Here is a 26140-nt window from a genome sequence, read left to right on the forward strand (position 1 = left end):
ACCTTTGTTCAGCGGTTGATCGCGTGAATCGCGCGCTTGTCGGCGCCGAGCGCCGCTTCGTGGAGGGCTTCGCTCAAGGTCGGATGAGCGTGAATTGTCCGCTGCAAGTCTTCGGCCGAAGCGGAAAATTCCATCGCGACGACGGCTTCGGCGACGAGCTCCCCGGCCATCGGCCCGATGATGTGCACACCGAGGATGTCGTCGTACTCGCCGTCGGCGATGAGCTTGACGAAGCCGGCCGTCTGCTGCAGCGCCTTCGCGCGGCCGTTGATGGAGAACGGGAACGTCCCGACCTTGTACTTGCGGCCCTCCGCCTTGACCTGCTCCTCGGTCGAACCCACCCACGCGATCTCGGGGGCGGTGTAAATCACCGACGGGATCGTGCGGTAGTTGACCTCGGCGGTATGACCCGCGATCAGCTCGGCCACCATCACGCCTTCCTCGGTCCCCTTGTGCGCGAGCATCGGACCGCGCACGACGTCGCCGACCGCCCAAACGTCCCGCGCCGTCGTTCGGCAGCTCCCGTCGACCTTGATGAAGCCGCGCTCGTCGAGCTCGACGCCGGTTCCCGGCCCGAGCAGCCCGTCCGTGTAGGGCCGCCGGCCGACACAAACGATCAGGCGATCGACCTCGAGCTCCCGCGCCGCGCCCTCCTGCTCGTATCGCACCTTGACGCGGCCGCCGCGCGCGTCCGCGCCCGTGACCTTCGCACCGAGCCGAACGTCGAGGCCCTGCCGCTTGAACTGACGCAGCGCCTCGGTCGCGACCTGCTGATCGACCGCATATAAGAAGGTGTCGAGCGCCTCGAGCAGCACGACCTCCGAGCCGAGCCGACGCCAGACGCTGCCGAGCTCGAGGCCGATCACCCCGGCGCCGATCACGCCGAGCCGCTTCGGCACTTGCGAGAACTCGAGCGCGCCGGCGGAGTCCACGATGAGCTCGCCGTCGAACTTCGCGACCGGCAGCTCCATGGGCGCCGAGCCCGTCGCGATCACCACGTGCTTCGCCTCGAGCACCCGCTTGCCGTCGCCGCCGTCGACCTCCACCCGGTTGCCGCTCGTGAGCCGGCCGTGACCTTTGACCGCCGTGACGCCCGCCGCTTTGAACAGCGCCTCGATCCCGGACGTGAGCTGCTTCACGATCGACCGCTTGCGATCCAGCATCGCCGCGAGATCGAGCTCGAGCGATCCGATCCGGATGCCGTGCGTGTTGAGCTCCGTGTGCGCGCGGTGATAGAGCTCCGAGGACTCGAGCAGCGCCTTCGACGGAATGCATCCGACGTTCAGGCACGTGCCGCCGAACGGGCGGCTGCCGTCGGGCGCGGTCCATTCGTCCACGCAGGCGGTCGACAGGCCGAGCTGAGCGGCCCGAATCGCGGCCGGATAACCCGCCGGACCGCCGCCGATCACGACGACGTCGAAATTGTTGTCGTTCATTTGGACGCTCAGATTTGCAGGATCAGCCTCGCCGGGTCTTCCAGCGATCGTTTGACGTGCACGAGGAACTGAACGGCCTCGCGCCCGTCGACAATGCGATGATCGTAAGTCAAAGCGAGGTACATCATCGGCCGGATCTCGACCTTGCCGTCGACGGCCATCGGCCGCTCCTGGATCTTGTGCATCCCGAGGATGCCGCTCTGCGGGGGATTGATGATCGGCGTCGACATCAGCGAGCCGAACACGCCGCCATTAGTGATCGTGAACGTGCCGCCCGTCAGCTCGTCGAGCCCGATGTCGCCGGTGCCTGCGCGGCGGGCAAAATCCGCGATCGTCTTCTCGATCTCGGCGAAGCTCATGTTCTCGGCGTTGCGCAGCACCGGAACGAGCAGGCCCCGCTCGCTGGACACCGCGACGCCGATGTCGAAGTACTCGTGGTAGATGATGTCGGTGCCGTCGATCGACGCGTTCAGCAGCGGAAACTGGCGCAACGCCTCGATCGACGCGCGCACGAAGAACGACATGAAGCCGAGCTTGATTTCGTTCTTCTTCTGGAACTCCTCCTGATAGCGCCGGCGCAACTCCATCACGGCCGTCATGTCGACCTCGTTGAAGGTCGTGAGCATCGCCGCCGTCCGCTGCGCTTCCACGAGCCGCTCCGCGATTCGCCTCCGCAGCCGCGTCATCGCGACGCGCTGCTCCGCGCGGGCCGTGGCCGGCGGCGGCACCGACGGCCGCGCCTCCTCGTCGAACGCCGTGGCCGCCGTGGACTGCGTGCTCGCGAGGTAGTCGAGCACGTCGGCCTTCGTCACGCGCCCTTCGCGCCCGGAGCCCCGGATGGCCGCCGGGTCGATGTCGTGCTCCTCGACGAGCTTACGCACGGCCGGCCCCATCCGCGGCGCGGCCTCACGGGCTTCGAGAGGAGGCTCGGGCGCAGCGCGCCGCTCGTCGGCCGCGCCCCGCCGGACGTCGAGCCGCGCGGGCTCGACGGGTGCAGGCTCCGGCCGCTTCTCCGCCGGCGTCCTCTCGCGGACGGCTTCGCGGGCCGCCGCCTCGGCGGCGACCGCGCCCTCCTGCGCCTCGGGCTCGGCACGCGCCGCCGCCTTCGCCGCGTCGCCGGTTTCGAGCACGGCGAGCACCTGGCCGGCCGTCACGGTCGAGCCGTCTTGAACTTTAATTTCTTTGATTATTCCGTCACTTGGCGCAGGAACTTCCAGCACTACTTTATCGGTCTCGAGGTCGACGAGATTCTCATCCCGGCGAACGCTCTCTCCCGCTTTCTTGTGCCAGGCGACGAGCGTCGCGTCGGCGACGGACTCCGGAAGCTGCGGAACTTTGACCTCGATGCTCACCTTTGCCTTCTAAGCGCGCTTGGCCAGGGATGATTGTCGCTCGCGCGTGTCGGCCGCAAGGGCGGCGGATACCAACGCCCGTTGCTGCCGCACGTGCAGCGAGTGGATGCCGGACGCCGGCGCCGCGGCACCGGGCCGACCCGCATAGAACAGCTGATGCGCGTCCGTCAGCGGTTCCTGAAGCCGGTGGCGGATCTGGTACCACGCGCCCTGATTCTGGGGCTCCTCCTGGCACCAGATGATCTCTTTCGCGTTCGGGTAGCGCGCGATCGTGCGCGCGTAGTCCTCGATCGGGAACGGGTAAAGCTCCTCGATGCGCACGATGGCGACGCGATCGAGCTTCTCCGCGCGGCGGGTCTCCGCAAGCTCGTAATAGACCTTGCCGCTGCAGAACACGATGCGACGCACCTTTTTCTCGTCGAGCGCCTCGACCTCGCCGATGAGCGGGTGGAACCGCCCGCCGGCAAAGTCCTCGAGCGAGGACACCGACAATCGGTGTCTCAGCAGGCTTTTCGGCGTCATGACGACCAGCGGCTTGCGCAGCGGGCGCAGCATTTGGCGCCTGAGCAGGTGAAACATCTGCGCCGGCGTTGAAGGGACGCACACCTGCATGTTGTGCTCGGCGCAAAGCTGGAGGAAGCGCTCGAGACGCGCGGAGGAATGCTCCGGCCCCTGTCCCTCGTAGCCGTGCGGCAGGAACAGCGTGAGCCCCGAAAGCCGGCCCCACTTGGCTTCGCCCGACGAGATGAACTGATCGATCAGCACTTGCGCGCCGTTCGCGAAGTCGCCGAACTGCGCCTCCCAGATGACGAGGCAATCGGGCGACGTGGTGCTGTAGCCGTACTCGAAGCCGAGCACCGCCTCCTCGGACAGGATGGAGTCGGCGACGAGAAACGCGCTCTCGTCTTCGACGACGTGAGCGAGCGGAATGTACACCTCGCCGTTCGCCTGGTTGAACAGCGCGGCGTGCCGGTGGAAAAACGTCCCTCGCCGCGTGTCCTGACCGATGAGGCGCACGTGGAAGCGCTCGGCGAGGAGCGACGCGTACGCGAGGTTCTCCGCGAAGCCCCAGTCCGCGTCGATCTCGCCCGCGGCCATTCGCCGCCGGTCTTCGATGATGCGCTGCACGCGCGGATGAAGCTGGAAGTCCGGCGGAACGCGGTTCATCAGCGCCGACAGGCGCTCGATCTCGGGCATCGGCAAGCCGGTGTCGACGGACTCGCCGAGCCCGGCCTGCTGGTAGCGGCTCCAATCGACCGTGTGCTGGTTGCCGAGCATGCCGAGGGCGTCGTCGTTCGGGTTGCGCCCCTCGTCGAGGCACGTGCGGTATGCGTCCGCGATTTCGTCGAGGTCTTCCTTCGAGACGACGCCGAGCTCGTTGAGCTTGCGGCCGTATATCGACAGGACGCTCGGGTGCCGCCGGATCGTTTGGTACATGATCGGCTGCGTCGCTGCGGGCTCGTCCGCCTCGTTGTGCCCCAAACGGCGGTAGCAGACGAGATCGATGAAGACGTCCTTGTGAAACCTCTGACGATAGGCGAGCGCGAGCCGGATCGCCGCGACCGCGGCCTCGGGGTCGTCGCCGTTCACGTGGAAGACCGGCGCCTCGATCATCTTCGCGATGTCGGAGCAGTACGGCGTGGAGCGCGTGTCCGACGGATCGCTCGTCGTGAAGCCGATCTGGTTGTTGATGATGATGTGGATCGTGCCGCCGGTGTAGAAGGCCCGGGTCTGCGACAGCTGCAACGTCTCGGCGACGACGCCCTGCCCCGCCACGGCCGCGTCCCCGTGGATCAGCACCGGAACCACCTCGTCGCCGTCACGGTCCCCGCGCCGATCCTGGCGGGCACGGACGGAGCCTTCGACGACCGGGTCCACGATCTCGAGGTGCGACGGGTTGAACGCGAGCACGACGTGCACGTTCCCTCCCGGCGTGCGCAGATCCGACGAGAAGCCGAGATGGTATTTCACGTCGCCCGAGCCCTTGAGCGCCGCGAGATCGTAAGAGTCCTCGAACTCCGAGAAAAGCTCCTGCGGCGACTTGCCGAGCACGTTCACCAGAACGTTGAGCCGCCCGCGGTGCGCCATGCCGATCACGATCTCTTGGACGCCCCGCTCGCCGGCGCGCTGGATCAGATCGTCGAGAATCGCAATGAGCGTCTCGCCGCCCTCGAGCGAGAAGCGCTTTTGACCGACGTACTTGGTATTGAGATAGCGCTCGATGCCTTCGGCGCGGGTCAGGCTACGGAGGATCGCAAGCTGCTCGTCCTTCGTGATCTGCCAGTGCGCCATGCAGTCCTCGAACCGCTCGCGCAGCCACAAGCGCTCGCGAGCCCGGGAGATGTGCGCAAACTCCGCCGCGAGCTTGCCGCAGTAGATCTTCTGCAGCAGCGCGAGGATGTCGCGCAGCTTCATGCGCGCATGCCCGGTGCCCGCCAGGCCGCCGGTATAGAACTCGCGATCGAAATCGGCCGGCTCTATCCCGAGAAAGTCGAGCTTCAGGACCTGCGGCGTATGCCGCTTCCACAGCCCCAGAGGGTCGAGATCGGCGATTTGGTGGCCGCGCAGGCTGTAGACCTGGATCAGGCGCGACACGGCGGCCTGCTTCTCGCTCGCCGGCGCGTCGGCGGGCGCCGACACCCTCGCCGCCACCGCGCCCGCGGCCGGATGCGTCTTCAGCCTCTTGCCGATCGCGGCGACGATCGGCCCGTGCGCGACGTCGTCCGGAGCCGAGCCGATGTCGTCGAACAGACGCCGCCATACCTCCGGCACGCTCGCCGGCGACTCGAGGTAGGACTCGTAGAGCGCTTCGATGAAGCTGGCGTTCGCGCCTTGGAGGGGGGTCGATCGGAGCTGCTGCTTGAATAACGTACTGCTCATTACCGGGACTCGAAACCGGAGAGGCGCACCGGCGGGCATCATGCCGCTCGAGCCGAAAGGCCGGCGTAGTGTAGCCAAACGAAGATCAACTTCAAACGCGAGCGCTCAGGCGATCGCGCGGAGCAGCCAGCACTCGTAGCCGATCAACGCGGCGTAGCTCAGCAAACACCAATGAATGACGGTGGAGACGCGGAGGACCCGGAAGACCCGGGCCCGCGCACAGGCGACGAGGACGAGTATGCCGGCGCACGTCAGACCGATCTTCGCCGCAGCGAAAAGCTGCGGCTGCTTCTCGAGCACGAGGCTCATCACGGGATTCACCTCTTGTGCCCCGTGCCCGATCAGCGTGATCGTCAGGAAGGCGTCCGTGACGCTCAAGAGGAGAATCGCGACCGCGAGAAAGAGCAGATGCGGCTCGTGCCAGTCCACGAGCCCGCCGTCGTCCCACCGGCGCCCGCTGCTGCGCCGGCGCGGGTTCAATCCGCCCTGAATGAAGGTGCGCACGCTCGCCCGCCGGCGGTCGTGCCCGCTGCGACGCTCCGCGAACCGAGGCGATGCGTCCGCGACGATCGGCCGCGGTCGTCCGTTCGACATGGCGCTTCCCACTTTGAGACGCACGTCACATGCAAGAAGCGGACCGGCGGCCGTCCGCCTTGCCCGGCGCGGGCCCGTGCTCGGATTCGACGCGCGGTCGTAAAGCATTCCGACGCACCGCGGGCCGCCGCGGCCGCCCGCGGTCAGCGCTGCGCGGGTCTGCTCGTCTCCTCGAGGAGATACGCAATCAAGTCGCGCCGGTCCTCGGCCGAGTGGAACCCCGCGAAGGCCATCGCGTTGCCGGGGAGAAAGTCCGCGGGCGCGGAGAGCCACGCGTCGAGCGCCTCCGGCGTCCACACTATGCCCGACTCGCGCAGCGCTCGGGAGTACTCGAACCCCGGGACAGCGCCCGCCGGGCGCCCGAAGACGCCGTGCAGAGGGGGGCCGATCGGGCTCTCCTCCCCGGCCGCGAGCGAGTGGCACGCCCGGCACGCGTAGCTCAGGACCTCGCCGCGGCCGAGATCGGCGTTCGCGAAGCGCGGGTCGGCGAAAGCCTTCGGCGCGGCGGGAGTGGGCCCGCGGGCGCCGGCCGGGCCGGCGTGCTCGGCGCCGACGGCGGCCGCGTAGCCAGCTCCCGCGGCGGCCGCGTCGTCAGCGCTCGCGCCAGCCGGATAGTCAGCGCCCGTGCGCTCCGCTCCCTCGGCGGCCGTCAAGTCAGCCGCCGAGGTCGCCGTGCGCGGCCCGCGCTCCCCGCCGCCGCATGCGGCAAGAAGCGCAGCCGCGAGCCCTGCGGCCGCGGCACACCGCCCTCCGCGCCGAAGCCGGCTCAGAACAGCCATTCGAATGAGACGTGCAGGACGACGTCCGGCGACGTGCTGACCGCGACATCCTCGTTCACGGCCACTTCGACAACGGCGCGCGGATTGATTTCCCGCCACCCGCCGATCGTCGCCTGGACGCCGGGTTTGCCGATCTCATCGAGCGGCGAGTCGTAGAGCGCGGAGTGGACGTCGAGCTGCGCCTTGAATCCCGTGCGCATCCACGGCTTGAAGCTTCCGCCGAGCATCGCGAGAAGGCCGGCGCGGCGCGCGTCGAAGCGGATGCGTTCCGGCTCGCCGATCAGCATGCCGCCTACGCCCCAGAAGAAAGCAGCCGGTCGATTCCGGACGACGACTCGTCGCGTTCGCGTCAACGTGACAGCGAGATCGAACTCGCCGCTTCCGGCGAGCACGTCCTCGTCCCCGGTCGGCACCTTCAACGTCCCCTGGAGCAGGTAGCCTTCGCCCGCTCCGAGGCGGCGGCCGAGCTCGAGCTGCAGGTCGCCGAGCCCGCGGCCGCGCCCGTCGAGCGTGAAGAACGTGCCGGCGCGGTCCGCCAGAACGAACGCGAGCTGGTCTTCCTCACGGCGGTTGCGGCCGCCGTCCGGCAGATTGAAAACCGAGTGCCACGCATCGATGACGTTGTCGAGCATGCCGCCGGATTGGCGGTAGTACGGGATCTCAGCGCCGACGGACCATCCGCCGGAGAACCCGTGGCGCACCGCAACGCTCGTGCGCCACGTCTCGCCGTCGAGGATCAGCGTCTCGCCGCCCGCGCGCGAGAGCCGGTAGTGATTCGCGAGCTCCGACGTGACCTCGACCCGCGTGCCGAGCAGCGGCATCTCCCACGACGGAACCCCGAACATCGAGACGAGCGGGCTCAGGTTGCGCGTGCGAAACGGCTCGGCATACTCGGCCGCCGCGAATCGGGACGCGGACACGAGAAGGGCCAACGCCGCAGCGCAGCCGCGGGCCGTGCGCAGCACGATCGTCACGCCCGGCGCTCGATCGCGATCGGCTCGTCGGGCCGCCGCCCTGCGGGGGCCGCGGCCGGGCTCACGGCGAGCGCGATGAGCCGGCCGAACGGCGCCGCGAACAATCCCGAGTCATGGTTCTGGGGTTTGGCGGTGAAGCCCGCCATGGTTCCGCTCGAGCGCATTCCCTCGACGTTGCCGCCGCAAATCGAGCCCCGATTGTACCGGCGGCTCGCCGGCTCGCACCAGACCGGGCCGCACCGCGCCTCCTCGCCTTCGGCGCGGGTGAGCCTGTAACATTACCCGCCTCCTCCGCATGCCCGACGTCATGAGCAAAGCATTCCGACCCATTGCCGTCCTCCTGCTGCCGCTCGCCGGCGCGCTCGCCGGCTGCGACGACGGCGGCCGCGTGCGTCCGCCGCGAGTGAACGTGCACGTGGTTCATGTCGCGCCCACGACCTCCGAGATCGACTTTCTGCGCGAGGAGCGCAGCGAGGCGACGGTGGACTACCGGGAGGTTTCCGGCACGCTCACCTTCGACGCGGACCAGTACGACTTCAACATCGAGGTCCAAGACCCGGCGTCCTCGACGCCGAAACGGATTCGCAGCTTCTCGCATGTGCTCGTGGAAGACACGGCTTACCTCTTCGTGCTGACGGAAGCCGACGGTCAGGTGGAGCCGATCATCGTCGAGAAAGCGCCCTTCTCGAGCAGCACGGACGCGGAGATCGTCGCCGTGCACGGCGCTCCTTCCTTCGGAAACCTCGACGTCTACGTCGAACCCGAAGGCAGCGATTTCTCCGTTGCCACACCCATCGGCACGCTCGCGTTCGGTGAGACCCTCGAGCCCGTCACACGGGCCGCCGACGACTACCAGGTGATTCTCACGGAGGCGGGAAATCCGGCGAACGTGCTGCTGACCTCGGATCCGGTGACGCTCGAGGCCGGCCAGTCCGTCGCGTTCGTCGTCGCGGACGGCACGTCGGAGATCGCACCGCTCAGCGTCGTCTCCGTCGGCACCGACGAGCGCGTGCTCCTCGACGCCAATGTGCAGTCGGGCTTCGTGCTGATCAATGCGGCCGCCGACCAGGCCGCGCGCGACGCATACTTGGACGACGACTTCACGGCGCCGGCGGTGCCGGCGTTGCCGTTCGGGGCAGTATCCGCGGTCACGATCGTTCCGCCCGGTGAAACAAAACTGACGATCACGCCGGTCGGCGATACCGGCGCGCTCGAGCTCGAGGAGACGTTCAACGCAGTGCCGGGCCGTGTGAGCACGGTCCTGCTCGCGGGCGAGCCCGGCGATCTGTCGATCGACGTCAGGTCCGACGAGGACCGCTTCATTGCCGGCGAGGGGCTCGTGCGCTTCATGAACGGCGCGAGCCAGTTCACGCCTCTCGAGTTCTTTCTCGTCCCGCCGGGGACCGACATCACGGATCTCGGCTCGCTGTTCGAGATCGACGCCCCGGGCATCAGCGCGCGCGGCCCGTTTCCCGTGCCGGAGGATTACGAGCTGCTGATCCGCGATTCGGATACGGAGACCATTGTCGCGGGCCCGACGGAGGTGTCGCTCACGGAAGGGCTCTACACGATCCTCGCGGTGAACGGCGAGACGTCCGGCACGGTGGACGTCCGGCTGCTCGAAGGTTTCGACTGAGGAAGCCGGCTGTTACCTCAGTCTCCGGCATAACGCGTGAGAATGGTGCCCCGGGCAGGATTCGAACCTGCGACCTTCCGCTTAGGAGGCGGACGCTCTATCCCCTGAGCTACCGGGGCGCGCGCAATCGACGATCGAGCAACCGTCGCACGACGACGTTCTTCGATTCTACAGTGTATCTTCGCCGACTTCTCCGGCGCGGCCCTTCCGCGCCCGTCACGTATTGCTCTCGGAACCGGGAGGAAGCCCGTCGGCACGCCGATCGATCGAGTCCGCGAACGGCGCCGCGCGCGGGGACGTGAGCGGCACCGAGCGGAGCACAATGACGAAGCACGCATTCAGCGGCGCGCCGCATCGCGGGCGATCCTCTCGGCCGTGGACGCCGAGCGCTGCGCTTCCAGGGCCGTTCGCAGCGCCGTATCGGCGGTCCGCTCGACTTGCACGAGATCGCTTCGCAGCACAGCGAGCGCCCGCTCGAGCTCGTCGACTCGCTGCTCGAGCGGCGCCGCTGCCGCGGCAGGCGGGACTGCGCGGCCCGTGGTGCGCGCCTCGAGACGCGTGTCGAGGCGCGCGACCGCGCGCTCGAGCGCGGCGACTCTTTCTTCGATCGTCGGTGTCCGATCCTCCGGCTCCGGCTGCTGAGCAAGCCCACGGGATATTGCGGCGAAAAGCAGGACTGCGGTGGCTGCGGTTCTCGCGGTGTGCATCGTGCGCGCGTCTCGTCCAGTCGGGCCGACGAGCGTAGCAGGTTTCGCGACCCGTAAAACCGCCGCGCGGCGGCGCAGCCGCCCCTCTCGCCGCACCGGCGTCGCCGCTCATCGCCGGCCGCACGTCGCCGCTCATCGCCGGGCCGCACGTCGCCGCCGATCCGGCCCGCAACGCCCGGCTTCGGCCCCCGGGCCGCTGATCCCGCGCTCCGACGAGAAATAATTCCGTGCTATAAACATCCCTCGCCCTCCCGGGCGAGGGTCGGTCCGGAGGGCGATGGCGCGTGTCGAGGGAACGGCTGAGGTGGCGGCCGCACGGGAACCCGTGCCCCAGAATCGGAGACAGGTGAAGCAATGTCCCCTTTCATGCGCTACGGCATGACGATTGTCATTCTGCTCTACAGCCTTTATCAGATCACGAACGACAATCCGATTGCCGGACTCATCGGTGTGGCGCTCGGCTCGGGCTTCTTCTGGTTCAGCCGCAAGTGGTGACGGGCGGCGGCGCGGGCGGCACGGGGAGGTAGCATGACGAATCTATTATCAAAGGAGCGCATCGTCGCGGGCGCCGGGTTCAACCGGTGGTGGGTACCCGTCGCGTCCGTCTCGATTCACCTCTGCATCGGCTCCGTCTACGCGTGGAGCATCTTCAACCCGGCGCTGATCCGGGTGTTCGGCGTCGTCAGGCCGGCCGCCGACGATTGGTCGCTCGGCAGCGTCGTGCAAATCTTCACCGTCGCGATCGTCTTTCTCGGCCTGTCCGCCGCGTTCGCCGGCAAATGGCTCGAGGACGTCGGTCCGCGCACCGTAGGAGTCGTCGCCGCCTGCTGCTGGGGCGGCGGCTTCCTGATCGGCGGAGCGGGCATCCTCATCCACCAGCTCTGGCTCGTCTATCTCGGCTACGGCGTGATCGGCGGGTGCGGGCTCGGGCTCGGCTATGTGTCTCCGGTCAGCACGCTGATCCGCTGGTTCCCCGACCGGCGCGGCATGGCGGCCGGGATGGCGATCATGGGGTTCGGCGGAGGAGCGATGATCGGCGCGCCGCTGAAGCAGAACCTGATCGAGTTCTACTACGAGCCGCCGCAGTACGTCGGCACCGTTGCCGAGGTCGACCTCGTCACGCGCGAAGGCCGGCGTTTCGCCGAGATCGACGGCGCGATGCGGGAGGCCGTCGTCGTCGGTCCGAACGACGTGGCCGGGATGATCGTGCCGGGGCCGGAAGGCGTCTACCTCGTGGGCACCGGCAGCGTCGGCGTCGCGCAGACGTTCCTCACGCTCGGGCTGATCTACTTCATCGTGATGACCGCGGCGGCATTCTCGTATCGCGTCCCGCCGCCCGGTTGGAAGCCGGCCGGGTGGGCACCGCCCGACGAGGCGTATCGCGAGCGCAAGATGATCACCCGCGGCGACGTGCACATCAACCAGGCGCTGAAGACGAGGCAGTTCTATCAGATGTGGATCGTTCTCTGCCTGAACGTCACGGCGGGCATCGGTGTGCTCAGCGTCGCGAGAACGATGATGACGGAAATCTTCGGCACCGCGCTTCCCGGCATCGTCGACGGCGCGTTCGCGGCGACCTACGTGGTGATGATCAGCGTGTTCAACATGCTCGGCCGGTTCTCGTGGGCGAGCGCATCGGACTACATCGGCAGGAAGAACACCTACTGGATCTTCCTCGTGCTCGGCATCGTGCTGTATCTCTCGATACCGTACACCGCAGGGCAGGTCAGCGTGAGCCCGTCGGTGGTGTGGCTCGTCTACTTCTACGCCGCCACGATGGTCATCTTTTCGATGTACGGAGGCGGCTTCTCCACGATCCCCGCTTACATCGCCGATGTGTTCGGCACGCGCTACGTCGGCGGGATTCACGGTCGCATCCTGACGGCATGGAGCGCGGCCGGCATTTTCGGTCCGGTCGCGATCACGTCGCTGCGCGAGCAGGCGATGAGCTCGGCGATCCGCGACCTCGCGGCCCGCGTGGATCCGCAGGCCTTCGCGCAAGCCTTCGGGGCCGGAATCGAGCAGCTCGACCAGCTTGTTGCGCAGCGCACGGTCACGATTGCGAATCTGATGGAGATCGCGCCTCCCGGCACCGTGGATCCGACGAGCGGCCTCTACAACACCACGATGTATCTGATGGCGGCGCTGCTCGCGATCGCGCTCGTCGCGAACGCGTTGATGTCGCCGGTAGACCGCAAGCACTACATGCAGGCCAACGAATCCGAGAATATGGCCCCGGCCGCCTCGGCACCGGCCGTTTCGACGGCGTTTCGCGCGTCCGCGGCGGGCTCCGCGGTGCCGCGGAGCCGCGCATGAGCGCGCCGAGCCGAGCGCCGGCACGCGCCGGCCTGCAGACCCGCGGCGCGGCCGCCGTCGCCGCCGCGCTGCTGCTCGCCGCCGCCCTCTGCGGGTGCACTGCGCGGGACGAGGAACCCGCTGCCGCCGCGACGGCGGCTCCGGCGCCTCCAGCAGCCCCGGCGCCTTCAGCGACCCCGGCCGCTTCCCCCTTTCACGAGCGCCTGCTGACGCTCGACACTCACGTCGACATCCCGCTCGACTTCGCGACGCCCGCGGTCGATCCGCTCTACGGCGACCTCCAGGTGAACCTCGAGAAGATGTTGCGCGGCGGGCTCGACGCGGCGTTCTTCATCGTGTACGTCGGCCAGACCGCGCGTACGCCCGAGAACTACGCCGCCGCGCAGCGCGACGCTCTCACGAAGTTCGACGCGATTCGCAGAATGGCGATCGAGCTCTATCCGGACCGGATCGGCCTCGCCTACACGCCCGACGACGTCGAAGCGCTGATCGCGGAAGGCCGGCTCGCCGCCGCCATCGGGATCGAGAACGGCTACGTGATCGGGCGTGATCTCGCCCTCCTCGACCGCTACTACGAGCTCGGCGCCCGTTACATGACGCTCGTTCACAACGGCCACAACGACATCGCGGATTCCGCGATGCCGCGCGCGGAGCTCGGCGACGCCGAGTCCGAGCACGACGGCGTGAGCGAGTTCGGCGAGCAGGTGATCGCGCGCATGAACGAGCTCGGCATGATGGTCGACATCTCGCACGCGTCGAAAGCGACCGCTCTCGATGCGATCAGGCTGTCGCGGGCGCCGGTGATCGCATCGCATTCCGGCATTCGAGCGATGGGCGATCACCCTCGCAACCTGGACGACGAGACGTTGCTCGCGCTTCGCGACAACGGCGGCGTCGTGCAGATCGTCGCATTCGACGCGTACGTCAAGGTGCAGCCCGAGGCCGCCGCCGCGGAGTCCGAGCTTCGAGAACGCTACGGGGTGAGCACGCCGGCGGATCTCGACGCGCTGCCGGAAGCCGAGCGCAACGAATTTCTGCGCGGCATCCGCGACATTCAGCAGCAGTGGCCGCCTGCCGACGTCGAGGATTTCGTGGATCACATCGACTACGCCGTCGATCTGATCGGCATCGATCACGTCGGCATCGCCTCCGACTTCGGCGGCGGCGGCGGCATCATCGGATGGACGGACGCGTCGGAGACGCCGAACGTCACCGCGGAGCTCCAGCGGCGGGGCTACACCGACGAGGAGATCCAAAAGATCTGGAGCGGTAATTTCCTGCGCGTCTGGCGGGAAGTGGAGCGCGTGGCCGCCGGCGGCTGACTCACGCCACCCGCCACGTGCTCGTGCGGCGCAGCGCGTCCGCGACCTTCGCCGTGCGGGCGAGCCGCGTGGGATGGTGCGCGTAGAAGGCCTGCTCGAAGCTCCGGGCGGGATTGCGGTAGACGACACCGAGCGCCATCGGCAGCTCCGGCGGGCTCATCGACAGCAAGAGCTGCGCGAGCGTCCGGTTCGTCTCGTCGTGCACGAGCACGTCGCCCGGCCGCTCCCGCGCGTCGACGACCTCGAGAGCCAGCGTCTGCGGGTTCAAACGCAGGCCCTTGCCGTTGCCCTCGCCGAACAGGAGCGGCTCGCCGTGGCGCACGCGGAGCTGCGCCTCGGGCGCGCGCTCCTTGGACGTGAAGTCCGCGAACACGTCGTCGTTGTAGACGATGCAATTCTGAAAGATCTCGACGAACGCGGCGCCGGAGAACGCATGCGCGGCCTCGAGCACGGCCCCCAGGCCGGGTTTGTCGACGTCGATCGCGCGCGCGATGAACCGCGCGCCGGCACCGAGAGCGAAGAGACCGGGCACGACCGGCGGATCGATCGAGCCGCTCGGCGTGGAGGGGGTGCGGGTACCCGGGCGCGACGTGGGTGAGTACTGCCCTTTCGTGAGACCGTACACCTCGTTGTTGAAGAGCAGAATCTTCAAGCCGACGTTGCGGCGAAGCGCGTGCAGCAGATGATTGCCGCCGATCGAGAGCCCATCGCCGTCGCCGGTGACGACCCACACGTCGAGGTCCGGCTGCGCGAGCTTCAGGCCGGTGGCGATCGCCGGCGCGCGGCCGTGGATCGTGTGGAACCCGTAGGTCTCCATGTAGTACGGGAAGCGCGACGAGCAGCCGATGCCGGAGACGAACACGGTTTTCTCCGCACGGGCTCCGACGTCGGCCAGCGCCTTCGTCATCGCCTTCAGGATCGCGTAGTCGCCGCAGCCGGGACACCAGCGAACCTCCTGCTCGCTGGCGAAGTCCTTCGGGCTCGATTTGCTGGTCTGCATGGCGCTCATTCGCGGCTACCTTTCCGGCCGGCGAGCCGACTCCGCGTGCGGAGCCGCTCCGGCGTCCCTTCCCCCGCGCTCACACGGCTTTCGGAGTCCGTTGGGCCCCCGGAATCGTCGAGAGTTCCCGGCGCACGGCCGCGACGACCTCGGAGACGAGGAACGGCTGCCCGCTGACCTTGTTCAGCTGCGCCGGGTGCACGCCGAGCCGGTCGCGCAGCAGCGTCGCGAGCTGCCCCATGTTCATCTCCGGCACGAGAATTCGGTCGAACCGCGCGAGCAGCGCCCCGAGGTTGGCGGGGAACGGATTCAGATGGCGCAGATGGATCAGGCTGACCTTCGCCCCCGTGCGCCGGACCTGCTCGACGGCCTGATACAGCACCCCGAAGGTGGAGCCCCAGCCGACGACCGCGAGCGCGCCTTCGCTCGCGCCGACGTCCACCTGCTGCTCGGGAATGAAGCGCGCAACGGACGCCACCTTCTCGGCGCGCAGCCGTGCCATCGCCTGGTGGTTCTCGGCGTCGTAGGAGATCGCTCCGGTGCGAATGTCCTTCTCGAGCCCGCCGATGCGATGCATCAGCCCGGGAGTGCCCGGCGCGATCCACGGACGCCCCAGCGTGGCCGGGTCGCGATCGAAGATCGGCGGCGCTCCGCCGGCGGCGAGACGCCCGGGGTCGACCGTGCGCGTCTCGATCGGCGGATAAGCGTCGAGATCCGGAATCCGCCACGGCTCGGCCGCATTCGCGAGATAGCCGTCCGTGAGCAGGAAGACGGGCGTCATGTGGCGAAGCGCGATGCGCACGGCCTCGATCGCGACGTCGAAGCAGTCGCTCGGCGAGCGCGGCGCGACGACCGGCACCGGAGTGTCGGCGTTGCGGCCGTAGACCGCCTGATAAAGGTCCGACTGCTCGGTCTTCGTCGGCAGCCCGGTCGACGGCCCGCCGCGCTGGGAGTCGACGATCACGAGCGGCAGCTCGGCGGCGACCGCGAGGCCGATCGCCTCGGTCTTCAGCGCGATGCCGGGCCCCGAGCTCGACGTGATGCCGATCGCGCCGCCGTAGGCGGCGCCGATCGCCGCGCACACGGCGGCAATCTCGTCCTCCGCCTGAAACACCGCGACGCCGTGCTCGCCCATCTGGGCGAGCCGGTGCAGCAGCGGCGACGCCGGCGTGATCGGGTAAGAGCAGAAGATCACCGGCCGATCGGCGAGCTCGCCGGCGGCCGCGATGCCGAGCGCGAGCGCGTCGCTCCCGCGGATTCCCCGGTACTCGCCGGGCGGAAACACGGCCTTGCCGGTGCGAAGCCGCGGGATCGCGGCCGCGAGCTCGGCGGTCTCGCCGTACGCATGGCCGGCCCGAAGCGCCGCGACGTTCGCGTCGCGGATCGGAGGGCTGTCGGCGAATCGCGCGCGGATCCACGCCTCGATCGAGTCGACCTCGTGGCCGAACATCCACTGCACGAGGCCGAGCGCCCAGAAATTCTTGCAGCGGCCCGCGTCGCTCTTCGAGAGCCCGAACGAGCCGACCGCCTCGGCCGTCAGCTTCGCGATGTCGAGCTCCACGACCTGGTAGCCGTCGAGCGCGCCGCTCTTGCGGGGGTCCTCGTCGTAGCCCGCCTTCGCGAGGCCGCGGCTCGTGAAGCCCGCCGTGTTCAAGACGATCAGCGCACCGGGCTCTACGGCGGGCAAATTGACCTTCAGCGCCGCAGGGTTGAACGCGACCAGCACTTGCGGCGCGTCGCCGGCCGTCGTGATCGGGCCCGCGCCGAGATGAATCTGATACGCCGACACCCCGTACGTCGTGCCGGCGGGAGCGCGAATTTCGGCCGGGTAGTCCGGGAACGTGCCGAAATCCTTGCCTGCCAGCGCCGTCGCGCCGACGAACTGCGTTCCCATCAGCTGCACGCCGTCGCCGGAATCTCCGGCGAAGCGGACGACGATGGAGCCGGATTCGATGCTGGTGTCGCCTTCGATCATCATTCGTGCCGGCGCCGGCGCTCCGTCGCCGGCGCGGTCAACAAGCCCGCCATTTTGCAATAAACTGCGCGGCGATCATCGTGCGGACGGGCCGTTCGCATTCATGGATGATCCGCCGCGGCCGCTCGGCGGGAACGCTCGCGGGCCAGCCGCGCGGACGGAGTCTACCCCGGCGCGTGGCCTGCCGACAGGGCGCGGCAGGGGTTTGGCTCGAAAAAGGGACCCGGAGCTCGAGAACGTTGTCCATTATACCGTGGACGGCCGAAAGACCGGCCGAAACGCAGCGCATATGCATATTTCGAGGAGTGTGGTCGGCGACGGACGACCGGTGCCCACGATGACGAAAGTCACCTACATCGAGCCCGACGGCACGCCCCGGGAGGTCGACGCGGCGCCGGGCACGACCGTCATGGAAGCCGCGATCGACAACAACGTCGAGGGGATCGTGGCCGAGTGCGGCGGCGCGTGCTCGTGCGCCACGTGCCACGTCTACGTGGACCCGGAGTGGCTCGAGAAGCTCTCTCCGCCGGACGCCCAGGAGGACGGCATGCTCGACTGCGTGATCGACCGCCGGCCGAACAGCCGCCTGAGCTGCCAGATTCAGCTCACGGACGAGCTCGACGGGCTCCTCGTGCGCGTGCCGGAAGCGCAGATCTGAGCGCCGGCGCAGCCGCCGCAGGCTGCGTCGCGAAGCCCGCTTCTACGGCATCTACGACCTTGGACGAGGCCGGGTTTTGTAGCACAATGCGCGCACTTCGACGCCGCTCCGGACAAGGGAATCAAGGATGACCTTCGTAGTCACCGAGGCCTGCATCAAGTGTAAGTACACCGACTGCGTCGAGGTGTGCCCGGTCGACTGCTTCCACGAAGGGCCAAACATGCTCGTGATCGACCCCGAGGAATGCATCGACTGCACGCTGTGCGAGCCCGAGTGTCCGGTCGACGCGATCTGCTCGGAGGACGACGTGCCGCCCGGCCAGGAGCAGTTCCTCGAGCTGAACGCCGAGCTTTCGAAGCAATGGCCGGTCATCACGAAGGCGAAGGATCCTCCCGAGGACGCCGACGCCTGGAAGGACGTGAAGGACAAGCTCGAGCACCTCGAGCGCTGAGCGGCGCTCGCGGCGGCCGGCCGCGTCACGCCTGATTCTTGATCGGGATCAGGTTCAGGAAGAACTCCACCGCGCGCTGCTGAAAGCCTTTCGCGGGCTGGCGGCCGAGCGCATCGTCGCCGTTCCACCATTTCAGCCACCCGCCGGGCTCGAGAGTCACGCGCCACGAGTTCTCCGGCCGCATGTCGCGGTTCAAGAGCCTGGTCAGCTCGCCTGCGAGCTCCGGATCGTCGGCAACCACCCCGATCTCGGTGTTCAGGACCATCGAGCGCGGATCGATGTTCGGCGAGCCTACGAAGCTCCAGCGGCCGTCGACGACGGCGGCCTTCGTGTGCAAGGCGAGCCAATTCGGGTCCGCCGGCGGCGTGCGGTAGCGGCCGAGCACCTCGGCGTCGGCCCGCATCTCGTAGAGCTCGACGCCCGTCTCGAGCAGCTCGCGCCGCCGATCCTTGTACGCGGAATGCGCGACCACGTGGCTGTTCGATGCGAGCGAGTTCGTGAGAACCCGCACGCGGACGCCGCGCTGGACGAGACGCTCGAGCAGCGCGACGAACTCCTCGTCCGGGACGAGATACGGCGAGCTCAGGATCAGCTCTCTCCGCGCGCGCGACAGGAGCGACTTGAACTGCTCGTAGAGCCCGCTCGACGCGTCGGCTCGAACGTCCGGCGAGTCGACATAAAGCTCCCCGGGGCCGTGCATCGCGCTCTGCATGACTGCGCCGAAATAGTCCTGCCAGCCCTCCACCGGGGCGCCGAAGGCGCTCAACATCGTCTCGTTGGCCGCGACGCTCGCGGCGCAGCGGCGGCGCAAAGCCGCGAGGCGCGCGTCCGCCTCGGGGCCGTCGGCGCGCACCGGGTGCGCGTGCTCGCTGTTCCAGAACGTGTCGAAGCTCCTCGCCATGTCCTCGAGCAGCGGGCCCGCCACCATCAGGTCGATGTCGTTTTGCACGAACTCCTCGTAGACCCCGAAGTATCGGTCCCCGATGTTGCGTCCGCCGACGATGCCGAAGCGTCCGTCCGCGATCAGCAGCTTGTTGTGCATGCGGTGATTCAAGACGCCGATGCGAAACACGAACTCGAACGGGCGGATCGGCGGAAAGCGGACCTTCCACGGATTGAAGAGCCGCACGTCGACCGACGGATGAGCCGCGAGGCCCGCGAGCTCGTCGTTGCGGCCGACCATCCCGAGATCGTCGACGAAGAAGCGCACGCGGACACCGCGGTCGGCCGCGGCGAGCACGTGCTGCATCAGCAGCCGGCCGGTCATGTCGTCCTGCCAGATGAAATACTGAATGTCGAGCGTGCGCTCGGCGAGATCGACGAGCGCGATCCGCACGCGCAGGGCTTCGGCATTGTCGTCGAGCAGCCAGTACGCGGACTCCTGCTCCGCGAGCCGCGCCTCGACGCGCTCCCCGTGCTCGGCAAGCGCGCCGGCGTCGGCCGGCCGCGCGTGATGCGCAGGGGCGGACGTGCGCGGGGAAAGCGGAGCGCACGCGCAAAGCATGCAGGCGGCCAGCGCGAGCCACCGCCGTGGTCCGCCTCGTTCGGGCTGCGGAGCTGACACGTTATCTCTTGCTGCTTGCGACGGCGGGCAGGCAGCTGGCCTGACAAGCCGTGGAACGCTTGAATATACTACGTTGCCGTCGGCACCCGGAACGCGCACGCCCCAGTCGCGCACGGGAGGCGGAACGCCGGCCGACGAAGGGTTTCCGGCGCGCGCCCTCGCCGTCACCATCCAGGAGAGCAGTCATGGCCAGCAGCAAACGGGATCTCTTCATCAACGGCGAGTGGACCGCGGCTCGAGGCGATGCCCGGTTTCCGGTCTACAACCCGGCCACGGGCGACGTTTGGGCGCACGTTGCCGATGCCTCCCGAGCCGACGCGGCCGCAGCGATCGCGGCGGCCGAAGCGGCCCAGCCCGCGTGGGCCGCGCTCACCCATTCGGAGCGCGCGCGCATCCTGGCGCGAGCCGGCGACATTCTAGAGGCGCGGCAGAAGGAGCTCCAGGAGGTGCTGGTCGACGAAGGCGGCTCCTGGATCGGCAAGGCGATGTTCGAGACCGGATACAGCGCCGGGGTGTACCGCGCGGCGGCTGCCGCGGCCTACCAGGTCACTGGCGAGATTCTCCCGTCCGATCTCAACAAGCTGAGCCTCGTCGTACGCGAGCCTCTCGGCGTGGTCACGGTGATCTCGCCGTGGAACTTCCCGCTGATCCTGTCCTCGCGCGGCTTCGCTGTCGCTCTCGCGGTCGGCAACGCGGTCGTGCTGAAGCCGTCGGAGGAGACGCCGGTGGCCGGCGGCGTGATGATCGCGGAGATCATGGAGGAAGCCGGCGTGCCGAAAGGCGTGTTCAACGTCGTCACCTGCTCCCGGGAGCACGTCGCCGAGGTCGGCGACGAGCTGATCTCGAACCCGGCCGTCCGGGGCGTGAGCTTCACCGGGTCGACGGCCGTCGGCAGCGAGGTCGCGGCGAAAGCCGGCCGCCTGCTGAAGAAGTGCTGCGTGGAGCTCGGCGGGAAGGACGCGCTGATCGTCCTCGACGACGCGGACATCGAGCGCGCCGTGAATGCGGCGAGCTTCGGCGCTTTCATGCACCAGGGGCAGATCTGCATGTCAGTCGAGAAGGTCATCGTCGACCGGCGCGTGGCCGACGAGTTCACCGAGAAGCTCGTGACGGTGGCGAAGCGGCTGAAGGTCGGCGATCCGCGCGAGCTCGGCAACTGCATCGGCCCGGTAATCAATCAAAGGCAGGTCGAGAAGATACGGACGCAGGTGGATGATGCGGTCGCGAAGGGTGCGGCGCTTCTCTGCGGCGGCGGGAACAACGGGCTGTTCTTCGAGCCGACGGTGCTCGGCAACGTGACGGCCGACATGCGCGTGTACCGCGAGGAGACTTTCGGCCCCGTCGCGCCGATCATCGTCGCGAACGACTCGGACGACGCCGTGCGGATCGCGAACGACACGGAGTACGGCCTCTCGGCCGGCATCATCACCCGGGACGAGGAACGCGGCCTTGCGATCGCGCGCCGGCTGCGCACCGGCATGGCGCACGTGAACGACAGCTCGGTGCACGACGAGCCGCACGTTCCGTTCGGCGGCGTCGGCGCGAGCGGCCTCGGACGCCACGGCGGCAGAGCCGGCATCGAGCAGTTCACGGAGACGCGGTGGATCACGCTCGAGCGCGGCGGCCGTCATTATCCGCCGCCGTTCATGTTGAACCCCGGGCACTGACCGCTCGGCACGGGCCCGCACGCGCTTCCGGACGTCCGCCGCCGCCCCGGGCTTTCCCGTCCGGGCGCCGAGCTGTGCTAGAGTTTACGGGCCGTCCCGGCGGGAGGAGAACAAGACTATGAGCTCACGGGGATTTCGCTTGCTGATTGCCGCCGCGATCCTCGCGGCGAGCGCGTGCGCGCAAGAAGATCAAGACCAAGCCGCACCGCAAGAGCAAGGCAGCGCACCGCCGGCTGCTGCCGAGCCGCAGGGCCAAGCGGCTCAAAGCCCGGACCAAGCCGCGGCCGAGAACCCGGACCGTGCCGCCCAGCTCGCGCGCGGCAAGTACCTCGTCGAAACCATCGCCGGCTGCGGCAATTGCCACACGCCGCATCTCGAGGACGGGAAACTCGACGAGACGATGGCTTACGCGGGCGAATTCGTGATCGAAGAGCCGGTGTTCACGGCGTACGCGGCGAACATCACGCCGGACATGGAGACCGGCATCGGCTCGTGGTCCGAGGAGGATATCGTCAAGGCGCTCCGCGAGGGCGTTCGCCCGGACGGTCGCGTGCTCGGCCCGCCGATGCCATTCCATTTCTACAACAAGATGTCGGACACGGATGCGTACGCGATCGCCGCGTACATCAAGACCGTGGAGCCGATTCGCAACGAGGTGCCGCAGAGCACGTTCGACATTCCGTTGATGCCGCAGCCGCCGGCCGGCAACGTGCCCGACGTGCCGCGCGACGATCCGGTGAAGTACGGCGAGTATCTCGCCGGCCCCGTCGGCCACTGCATGGACTGCCACACCACTTATGTCAACGGCGTCATCGACTACTCGCAGCTCGGACGCGGCGGCAACGTCTACCGGATGCCCTTCCATTACGACTGGACCGCGATCTCGGCGAACATCACGCCGCACGAGGACGGCCTCGGAGGCTGGACGGACGAGGAGATCAAGCGCGCAATCACCCAAGGCGTGAGCCGCGACGGCCGAGAGCTCTTGCCGTTCATGCCGTTCGATCTGTACGCGAAAATGGAGGAGCGCGACTTGGACGCAATCGTCGCGTACCTGCGCTCGCTGCCCCCGCTGCCCGACGTCGTCCCGGCGGCAGCCGCCGAAGAGCCGGCCGCGGAATAGGCCGAGACGATAAATCCTGACACAAACGCACCGGCAAGCAGCATCGAGGAGAATCCCGTAATGCCAACGAAAATAGTCGATACCGTGCTCCCGACGACAATGGTCGGATCGTACCCGCGGCCGCATTGGTTCAAGCACCAGCTGCTCGGCCGGGACGTTCGAGTCGCCTTCAAGGAAGTCGCGCACGAGGAGGCTTACACGGACGCCGTGGCAGCGGTGATCAGGGACCAGGAGGAAGCCGGCCTCGACATCGTCACCGACGGCAACATGTGGTACGACGATTACGTCGGCGTCATCGGCTCGTTCTGCTGGTACCTCTACGAGCGAATTCCGGGCTTCGAGCCGGCCCGCAACCCGCACCCGAGCTACGTCGGCGCCGATCCCAGCCAGGGCAAGGCGATCATGGACGATTGGGGCGGCGTCATGGTCAGCGGCCCCGTCGACCAGAAGCCCGACACGTTGCGCTGGGGCGATCTGTATCAGATCGCCCGCCAGCACGCGCACGCTCCGATCAAAGTCTCGATCGGCGCCGGCCCCGCGAATCTCGCGTGGCACGTCTATTTCAGCGACAAGACCTACTACAAGAGCGCGAAGGACCTTACCTTCGCTCTCGTTCCCATCTTCAACAAGGAGATGAAGGAGCTCGTGAAGCTCGGGGCGAAGTACTTGCAGATCGAAGACCTGGGCGCGTGGATGCCGCTGTTCACGAACAATCCAGACGACTACAAGTGGGTCCGCGAGAGCATCGAGATGATGTGCGACGGCGTCGACGCGAAGATCGGCTGGCACTTCTGCTTCGGCAACGCATGGGGCAACGACATTCTGAGCGGCACCTTCCCCGAGGGCTATCAGACCGTGTTGCCGCACTACTGGAATACGGCGGGTATCGACGAGTTCGTGCTGGATTACGCGAACCGGCACATGGCCGGAGTCGAATTCCTCAAGAATTGCCCGAAAGACAAGGGTGTGCAGATCGGCGTGCTCGACATCCGCACGAGCATGATCGAGCCGCCGCAGATGATCGCCGATCGGGTGCGCGAGGTGCTGAAGTATGTGTCGCCCGAGCAGCTCACGTTGAGCACCGATTGCGGCATGAAGCCGCTGGCGCGCATGGTGGCGAAGATGAAGCTGAAGAACCTGGCCGAAGCGGCCGCGATCGTGCGCAAGGAGATCGGCGCGTAGCCCGATACGGACGCGCGCTTGAACGCGCAGACGCGAAAAGGCCGGCACTCGCCGGCCTTTTCTTTTGCGCGATTGCGCTGCCGGACACGGCCTGTCGGTCGCGGCGTTCTGGGCTTCCCGCGCCGCTCACGGTTTCGGCCGCCGTTGTCCGCCGGGGCCGCTTCGTCAGAACGACCCGGTGATACGCACTCCCCAGGCGCCGTCTCCGGCCGCCGGAATCACTGCGATGCGCTTCCGTTCCAGCTTGTCGACCAGCAGGAACGACGCGCCGATGCCGAGCGCGGCGCCCGCGAGCACGTCGGCTTCGTCGTGCTCGTCGGCATCGATGCGGCTCCAGCCCGTGAATGCGGCGAGCGCATAGGCGGGCCACGCCGTGCGGATGCCGTATCGGCGATGGAGGAACGCGGCACCCTGGAACGCCACCGACGTGTGGCCGGACGGAAACGCGTCGTCGTCGGAGCCGTCGGGCCGCTCGTCCTCGACGGTCTCCTTCAGCAGCCATGTCGCGGCGACGTTCGCCGCAAACGCGCGGTAGAGCTGTCGGCGCCCGTCGCGATCGTCCCGTCGAATCGTGACGGCCAGCGCGGCGGCGGGGATCGCGACGCGCAGCACGTCACCCGCCTCCTCCGCGGTGTCGCCGGCGCCGGCGGCCGAGCACCACGAGGCGAGCACGAGCGCCGCGCAGGCGGCGCACCGCCGCTTTCCGCGCCGAGCCGAGCAGCGGCCGCCCGGCGGGACGCGGCTGCGGCTCGAACCGCCCGCCTGCCCCGCGGCGCCGCGCACGCCTCCGGTCATGTCACGACAGCCCGACGATCTCGCCGTTCTCGTCGACGTCGATATGGTCGGCCGCGGGCTTCTTCGGCAGTCCGGGCATCGTCATCATGTCACCGCCGAGCACGACGAGGAACTCGGCGCCTGCCGAAAGGTACACGTCCCTGACCTTGAAGACGTGGCCGCTCGCCGCGCCCCGGTACTTCGGATCGGTCGAGAACGAATACTGCGTCTTCGCGATGCAGATCGGGAAGTGGCCGTAGCCGTCCTCCTGATACTTCTCGATCTTCTTGCGGACCGCGGTGTCGGCGATGACCTCGGCTGCGCCGTAGATCTTTTCCGCGACCTTGCCGATCTTGCGCCACAGCGTGTCCTTGTCCTCGTACACGAAGCGCAGCTCCGGCGCCGGCCCCTCGAGCGTCTCCACGACGACCTCCGCGAGATCCGTCGCCCCCGCACCGCCCTTCGAGAAGTGCTCGGCAACGACCGCCTTCACGCCCTGCTCCGCCATGTGGTCGATGACGAAACGAAGCTCCTTGTCCGTGTCGCTGCCAAAGCGGTTGATCGCGACGACGACGGGCATGCCGTAGTGATTGCGGATGTTCGAGACATGGCGGTCGAGGTTGACCATTCCGCGCTCGAGCGACTCGAGGTTCTCCGTGTTCAGGTCCACCAGCTCCGTGCCGCCCTGGTACTTCAGGGCGCGGACGGTGGCGACCAGCACCAGCGCGCGTGGCCTCAAGCCGGTCTTGCGGCACTTGATGTCGATGAACTTCTCGGCGCCGAGATCGGCGCCGAAGCCGGCCTCCGTGACGACGTAATCGGCGAGCTTCAACGCCGTGCGGGTCGCCAGCGCGGAGTTGCAGCCGTGCGCGATGTTCGCGAAGGGTCCGCCGTGGACGAGCGTCGGCGTGTTCTCGAGCGTCTGCACGAGATTCGGCTTGATCGCCTCCTTCATCAGCACCGTCATGGCGCCCTGAGCTTTGAGGTCGCCGGCCGTGATGGCCTTGCCGTCGCGCGTGTAGCCGACGATGATCCGGCTGAAGCGCTCGCGCATGTCCTGCAACGAGGTCGAAAGGCACAGGATGGCCATGATCTCCGACGCCGCGACGATGTCGTAGCCCGTCTCCCGGGGCACGCCGTGCGCGGTGCCGCCGAGGCCGATGACGATGTTGCGCAGAGAGCGGTCGTTGACATCCACGACTCGGCGCCAGGTCACACGGCGGAGATCGAAGCCGAGCGGGTTGCCGAAATGGATGTGGTTGTCGACGAGCGCAGCGAGCAAATTGTGCGCGAGGCTCACGGCGTGGAAGTCGCCGGTGAAGTGGAGATTGATGTCCTCCATCGGGGCCACTTGCGCATAGCCTCCGCCTGCGCCGCCGCCCTTGCTGCCGAAGCACGGCCCGAGGGAGGGCTCGCGCACGCACACCATCGCCTTCTTGCCGATCCGGTTCAACGCGTCGCCGAGGCCTACCGTCGTCGTCGTCTTGCCTTCTCCGGCCGGCGTCGGCGTGATCGCGGTTACGAGGATCAACTTGCCGTCCGGACGATCCTTCAGCCTGTCGATGAGGCCGGCTGAAAGCTTCGCCTTGTAGTGCCCGTACGGCTCGAGGTCAGTGGGGTCGATGCCCAGCCGGCGCTCCGCGAGATCGGTGATCCGCTCGAGCTTCGCGCTACGGGCTATCGTGATGTCGTCGTTCATAGCTCGCCTGCAATCGGAAAAGGGCGGGCGGAAAAAAAGGTGTCAGACACC

Annotated in this window: 22 protein-coding genes and 1 tRNA gene; 9 read left to right on the plus strand and 14 right to left on the minus strand. The window is 68.0% G+C overall.

Features of this window, described 5'->3' with window-relative positions:
• Positions 1 to 8 precede the first annotated feature (8 nt).
• From lpdA to VF329_09820, 7 genes are all read right to left on the minus strand, one after another.
• Positions 9 to 1436, minus strand: a complete 1428-nt coding sequence (gene lpdA, locus VF329_09790; protein HEX7081294.1) for a dihydrolipoyl dehydrogenase — start codon at positions 1434 to 1436, stop codon at positions 9 to 11.
• Between the two features lie 8 nt (positions 1437 to 1444).
• On the minus strand, positions 1445 to 2788 hold the full coding sequence (odhB, locus tag VF329_09795) for a 2-oxoglutarate dehydrogenase complex dihydrolipoyllysine-residue succinyltransferase (protein HEX7081295.1): 1344 nt from the start codon (positions 2786 to 2788) through the stop codon (positions 1445 to 1447).
• A 9-nt stretch (positions 2789 to 2797) separates the two neighbouring features.
• Positions 2798 to 5668 (minus strand): 2-oxoglutarate dehydrogenase E1 component, encoded by a 2871-nt coding sequence (locus tag VF329_09800; protein HEX7081296.1) that lies wholly within the window; start codon positions 5666 to 5668, stop codon positions 2798 to 2800.
• A gap of 105 nt (positions 5669 to 5773) precedes the next feature.
• A complete protein-coding gene (locus VF329_09805; protein ID HEX7081297.1) occupies positions 5774 to 6262 on the minus strand; it encodes a DUF5658 family protein in 489 nt (162 codons plus the stop codon).
• 143 nt (positions 6263 to 6405) lie between these two features.
• A complete protein-coding gene (locus VF329_09810; GenBank protein HEX7081298.1) occupies positions 6406 to 6915 on the minus strand; it encodes a cytochrome c family protein in 510 nt (169 codons plus the stop codon).
• 113 nt (positions 6916 to 7028) lie between these two features.
• Positions 7029 to 8015 (minus strand): DUF3187 family protein, encoded by a 987-nt coding sequence (locus tag VF329_09815; protein HEX7081299.1) that lies wholly within the window; start codon positions 8013 to 8015, stop codon positions 7029 to 7031.
• The gene (locus VF329_09820; GenBank protein ID HEX7081300.1) at positions 8012 to 8161 is read right to left on the minus strand and encodes a hypothetical protein; all 150 of its coding nucleotides are present in this window, start codon (positions 8159 to 8161) and stop codon (positions 8012 to 8014) included. Before VF329_09820 ends, VF329_09815 begins: the two co-directional genes overlap by 4 nt.
• Before the next feature lie 161 nt (positions 8162 to 8322).
• Here VF329_09820 and VF329_09825 point away from each other — a divergent pair, with 161 nt between their 5' ends.
• On the plus strand, positions 8323 to 9651 hold the full coding sequence (locus VF329_09825) for a DUF4397 domain-containing protein (GenBank protein HEX7081301.1): 1329 nt from the start codon (positions 8323 to 8325) through the stop codon (positions 9649 to 9651).
• A gap of 43 nt (positions 9652 to 9694) precedes the next feature.
• Here the strand turns inward: VF329_09825 and VF329_09830 are convergent.
• Together VF329_09830 and VF329_09835 are read right to left on the minus strand one after the other, a co-directional pair.
• Positions 9695 to 9770: transfer RNA gene (locus tag VF329_09830), tRNA-Arg, on the minus strand.
• Positions 9771 to 9989: 219 nt separating this feature from the next.
• Entirely contained in the window at positions 9990 to 10358 is a 369-nt protein-coding gene (locus VF329_09835; GenBank protein HEX7081302.1) for a hypothetical protein, read from the minus strand.
• 354 nt (positions 10359 to 10712) lie between these two features.
• Between VF329_09835 and VF329_09840 the strand changes: the two genes are divergently transcribed.
• The 3 genes from VF329_09840 to VF329_09850 are packed head-to-tail and all read left to right on the plus strand — an operon-like array spanning position 10713 to position 13996.
• Positions 10713 to 10853 carry a hypothetical protein gene (locus tag VF329_09840; protein HEX7081303.1) on the plus strand — a complete coding sequence of 47 codons (141 nt, stop codon included), beginning with the start codon at positions 10713 to 10715 and terminating at the stop codon, positions 10851 to 10853.
• A 33-nt stretch (positions 10854 to 10886) separates the two neighbouring features.
• Positions 10887 to 12674 (plus strand): OFA family MFS transporter, encoded by a 1788-nt coding sequence (locus VF329_09845; protein ID HEX7081304.1) that lies wholly within the window; start codon positions 10887 to 10889, stop codon positions 12672 to 12674.
• Entirely contained in the window at positions 12671 to 13996 is a 1326-nt protein-coding gene (locus VF329_09850; protein HEX7081305.1) for a dipeptidase, read from the plus strand. Before VF329_09845 ends, VF329_09850 begins: the two co-directional genes overlap by 4 nt.
• A 1-nt stretch (position 13997) precedes the next feature.
• On the opposite strand, the gene VF329_09855 is transcribed toward VF329_09850, so the two are convergent.
• Together VF329_09855 and VF329_09860 are read right to left on the minus strand one after the other, a co-directional pair.
• Positions 13998 to 15005 (minus strand): 2-oxoacid:ferredoxin oxidoreductase subunit beta, encoded by a 1008-nt coding sequence (locus tag VF329_09855; protein ID HEX7081306.1) that lies wholly within the window; start codon positions 15003 to 15005, stop codon positions 13998 to 14000.
• A 70-nt stretch (positions 15006 to 15075) separates the two neighbouring features.
• Positions 15076 to 16974 (minus strand): 2-oxoacid:acceptor oxidoreductase subunit alpha, encoded by a 1899-nt coding sequence (locus VF329_09860; GenBank protein HEX7081307.1) that lies wholly within the window; start codon positions 16972 to 16974, stop codon positions 15076 to 15078.
• Between the two features lie 334 nt (positions 16975 to 17308).
• Here VF329_09860 and VF329_09865 point away from each other — a divergent pair, with 334 nt between their 5' ends.
• Complete coding sequence (locus VF329_09865; protein HEX7081308.1) at positions 17309 to 17629, plus strand: 2Fe-2S iron-sulfur cluster-binding protein; 321 nt, start codon at positions 17309 to 17311, stop codon at positions 17627 to 17629.
• A 127-nt stretch (positions 17630 to 17756) separates the two neighbouring features.
• Complete coding sequence (fdxA, locus tag VF329_09870) at positions 17757 to 18080, plus strand: ferredoxin FdxA (GenBank protein HEX7081309.1); 324 nt, start codon at positions 17757 to 17759, stop codon at positions 18078 to 18080.
• Positions 18081 to 18105: 25 nt separating this feature from the next.
• On the opposite strand, the gene VF329_09875 is transcribed toward fdxA, so the two are convergent.
• Positions 18106 to 19644, minus strand: a complete 1539-nt coding sequence (locus tag VF329_09875; GenBank protein HEX7081310.1) for a phospholipase D family protein — start codon at positions 19642 to 19644, stop codon at positions 18106 to 18108.
• Between the two features lie 185 nt (positions 19645 to 19829).
• Here VF329_09875 and VF329_09880 point away from each other — a divergent pair, with 185 nt between their 5' ends.
• The 3 genes from VF329_09880 to VF329_09890 all read left to right on the plus strand — a co-directional run bounded on the left by VF329_09880 (position 19830) and on the right by VF329_09890 (position 23616).
• Positions 19830 to 21311, plus strand: a complete 1482-nt coding sequence (locus VF329_09880; GenBank protein ID HEX7081311.1) for an aldehyde dehydrogenase family protein — start codon at positions 19830 to 19832, stop codon at positions 21309 to 21311.
• A 118-nt stretch (positions 21312 to 21429) separates the two neighbouring features.
• Positions 21430 to 22434 carry a c-type cytochrome gene (locus VF329_09885; protein ID HEX7081312.1) on the plus strand — a complete coding sequence of 335 codons (1005 nt, stop codon included), beginning with the start codon at positions 21430 to 21432 and terminating at the stop codon, positions 22432 to 22434.
• Positions 22435 to 22494: 60 nt separating this feature from the next.
• Positions 22495 to 23616 carry a hypothetical protein gene (locus tag VF329_09890; protein HEX7081313.1) on the plus strand — a complete coding sequence of 374 codons (1122 nt, stop codon included), beginning with the start codon at positions 22495 to 22497 and terminating at the stop codon, positions 23614 to 23616.
• Positions 23617 to 23781: 165 nt separating this feature from the next.
• On the opposite strand, the gene VF329_09895 is transcribed toward VF329_09890, so the two are convergent.
• A complete protein-coding gene (locus VF329_09895) occupies positions 23782 to 24411 on the minus strand; it encodes a phosphatase PAP2 family protein (protein ID HEX7081314.1) in 630 nt (209 codons plus the stop codon).
• 1 nt (position 24412) lies between these two features.
• Positions 24413 to 26089: a formate--tetrahydrofolate ligase gene (locus VF329_09900; protein ID HEX7081315.1), complete on the minus strand. Its 1677-nt coding sequence runs from the start codon at positions 26087 to 26089 to the stop codon at positions 24413 to 24415.
• Between the last annotated feature and the right edge of the window lie 51 nt (positions 26090 to 26140).

It is taken from the genome of Gammaproteobacteria bacterium (assembly GCA_036381015.1).
Lineage (GTDB): Bacteria > Pseudomonadota > Gammaproteobacteria > Steroidobacterales > Rariloculaceae > ZC4RG20.

Coding starts and splice junctions, on each gene's coding strand:
- lpdA (HEX7081294.1), bottom strand. CDS start 1,436: ATGAACGACAACAATTTCGACGTCGTCGTGATCGGCGGCGGTCCGGCG.
- VF329_09800 (HEX7081296.1), bottom strand. CDS start 5,668: ATGAGCAGTACGTTATTCAAGCAGCAGCTCCGATCGACCCCCCTCCAA.
- VF329_09805 (HEX7081297.1), bottom strand. CDS start 6,262: ATGTCGAACGGACGACCGCGGCCGATCGTCGCGGACGCATCGCCTCGG.
- VF329_09820 (HEX7081300.1), bottom strand. CDS start 8,161: ATGGCGGGCTTCACCGCCAAACCCCAGAACCATGACTCGGGATTGTTC.
- VF329_09825 (HEX7081301.1), top strand. CDS start 8,323: ATGAGCAAAGCATTCCGACCCATTGCCGTCCTCCTGCTGCCGCTCGCC.
- VF329_09835 (HEX7081302.1), bottom strand. CDS start 10,358: ATGCACACCGCGAGAACCGCAGCCACCGCAGTCCTGCTTTTCGCCGCA.
- VF329_09840 (HEX7081303.1), top strand. CDS start 10,713: ATGTCCCCTTTCATGCGCTACGGCATGACGATTGTCATTCTGCTCTAC.
- VF329_09845 (HEX7081304.1), top strand. CDS start 10,887: ATGACGAATCTATTATCAAAGGAGCGCATCGTCGCGGGCGCCGGGTTC.
- VF329_09850 (HEX7081305.1), top strand. CDS start 12,671: ATGAGCGCGCCGAGCCGAGCGCCGGCACGCGCCGGCCTGCAGACCCGC.
- VF329_09855 (HEX7081306.1), bottom strand. CDS start 15,005: ATGAGCGCCATGCAGACCAGCAAATCGAGCCCGAAGGACTTCGCCAGC.
- VF329_09860 (HEX7081307.1), bottom strand. CDS start 16,974: ATGATGATCGAAGGCGACACCAGCATCGAATCCGGCTCCATCGTCGTC.
- VF329_09865 (HEX7081308.1), top strand. CDS start 17,309: ATGACGAAAGTCACCTACATCGAGCCCGACGGCACGCCCCGGGAGGTC.
- fdxA (HEX7081309.1), top strand. CDS start 17,757: ATGACCTTCGTAGTCACCGAGGCCTGCATCAAGTGTAAGTACACCGAC.
- VF329_09880 (HEX7081311.1), top strand. CDS start 19,830: ATGGCCAGCAGCAAACGGGATCTCTTCATCAACGGCGAGTGGACCGCG.
- VF329_09885 (HEX7081312.1), top strand. CDS start 21,430: ATGAGCTCACGGGGATTTCGCTTGCTGATTGCCGCCGCGATCCTCGCG.
- VF329_09890 (HEX7081313.1), top strand. CDS start 22,495: ATGCCAACGAAAATAGTCGATACCGTGCTCCCGACGACAATGGTCGGA.
- VF329_09895 (HEX7081314.1), bottom strand. CDS start 24,411: ATGACCGGAGGCGTGCGCGGCGCCGCGGGGCAGGCGGGCGGTTCGAGC.
- VF329_09900 (HEX7081315.1), bottom strand. CDS start 26,089: ATGAACGACGACATCACGATAGCCCGTAGCGCGAAGCTCGAGCGGATC.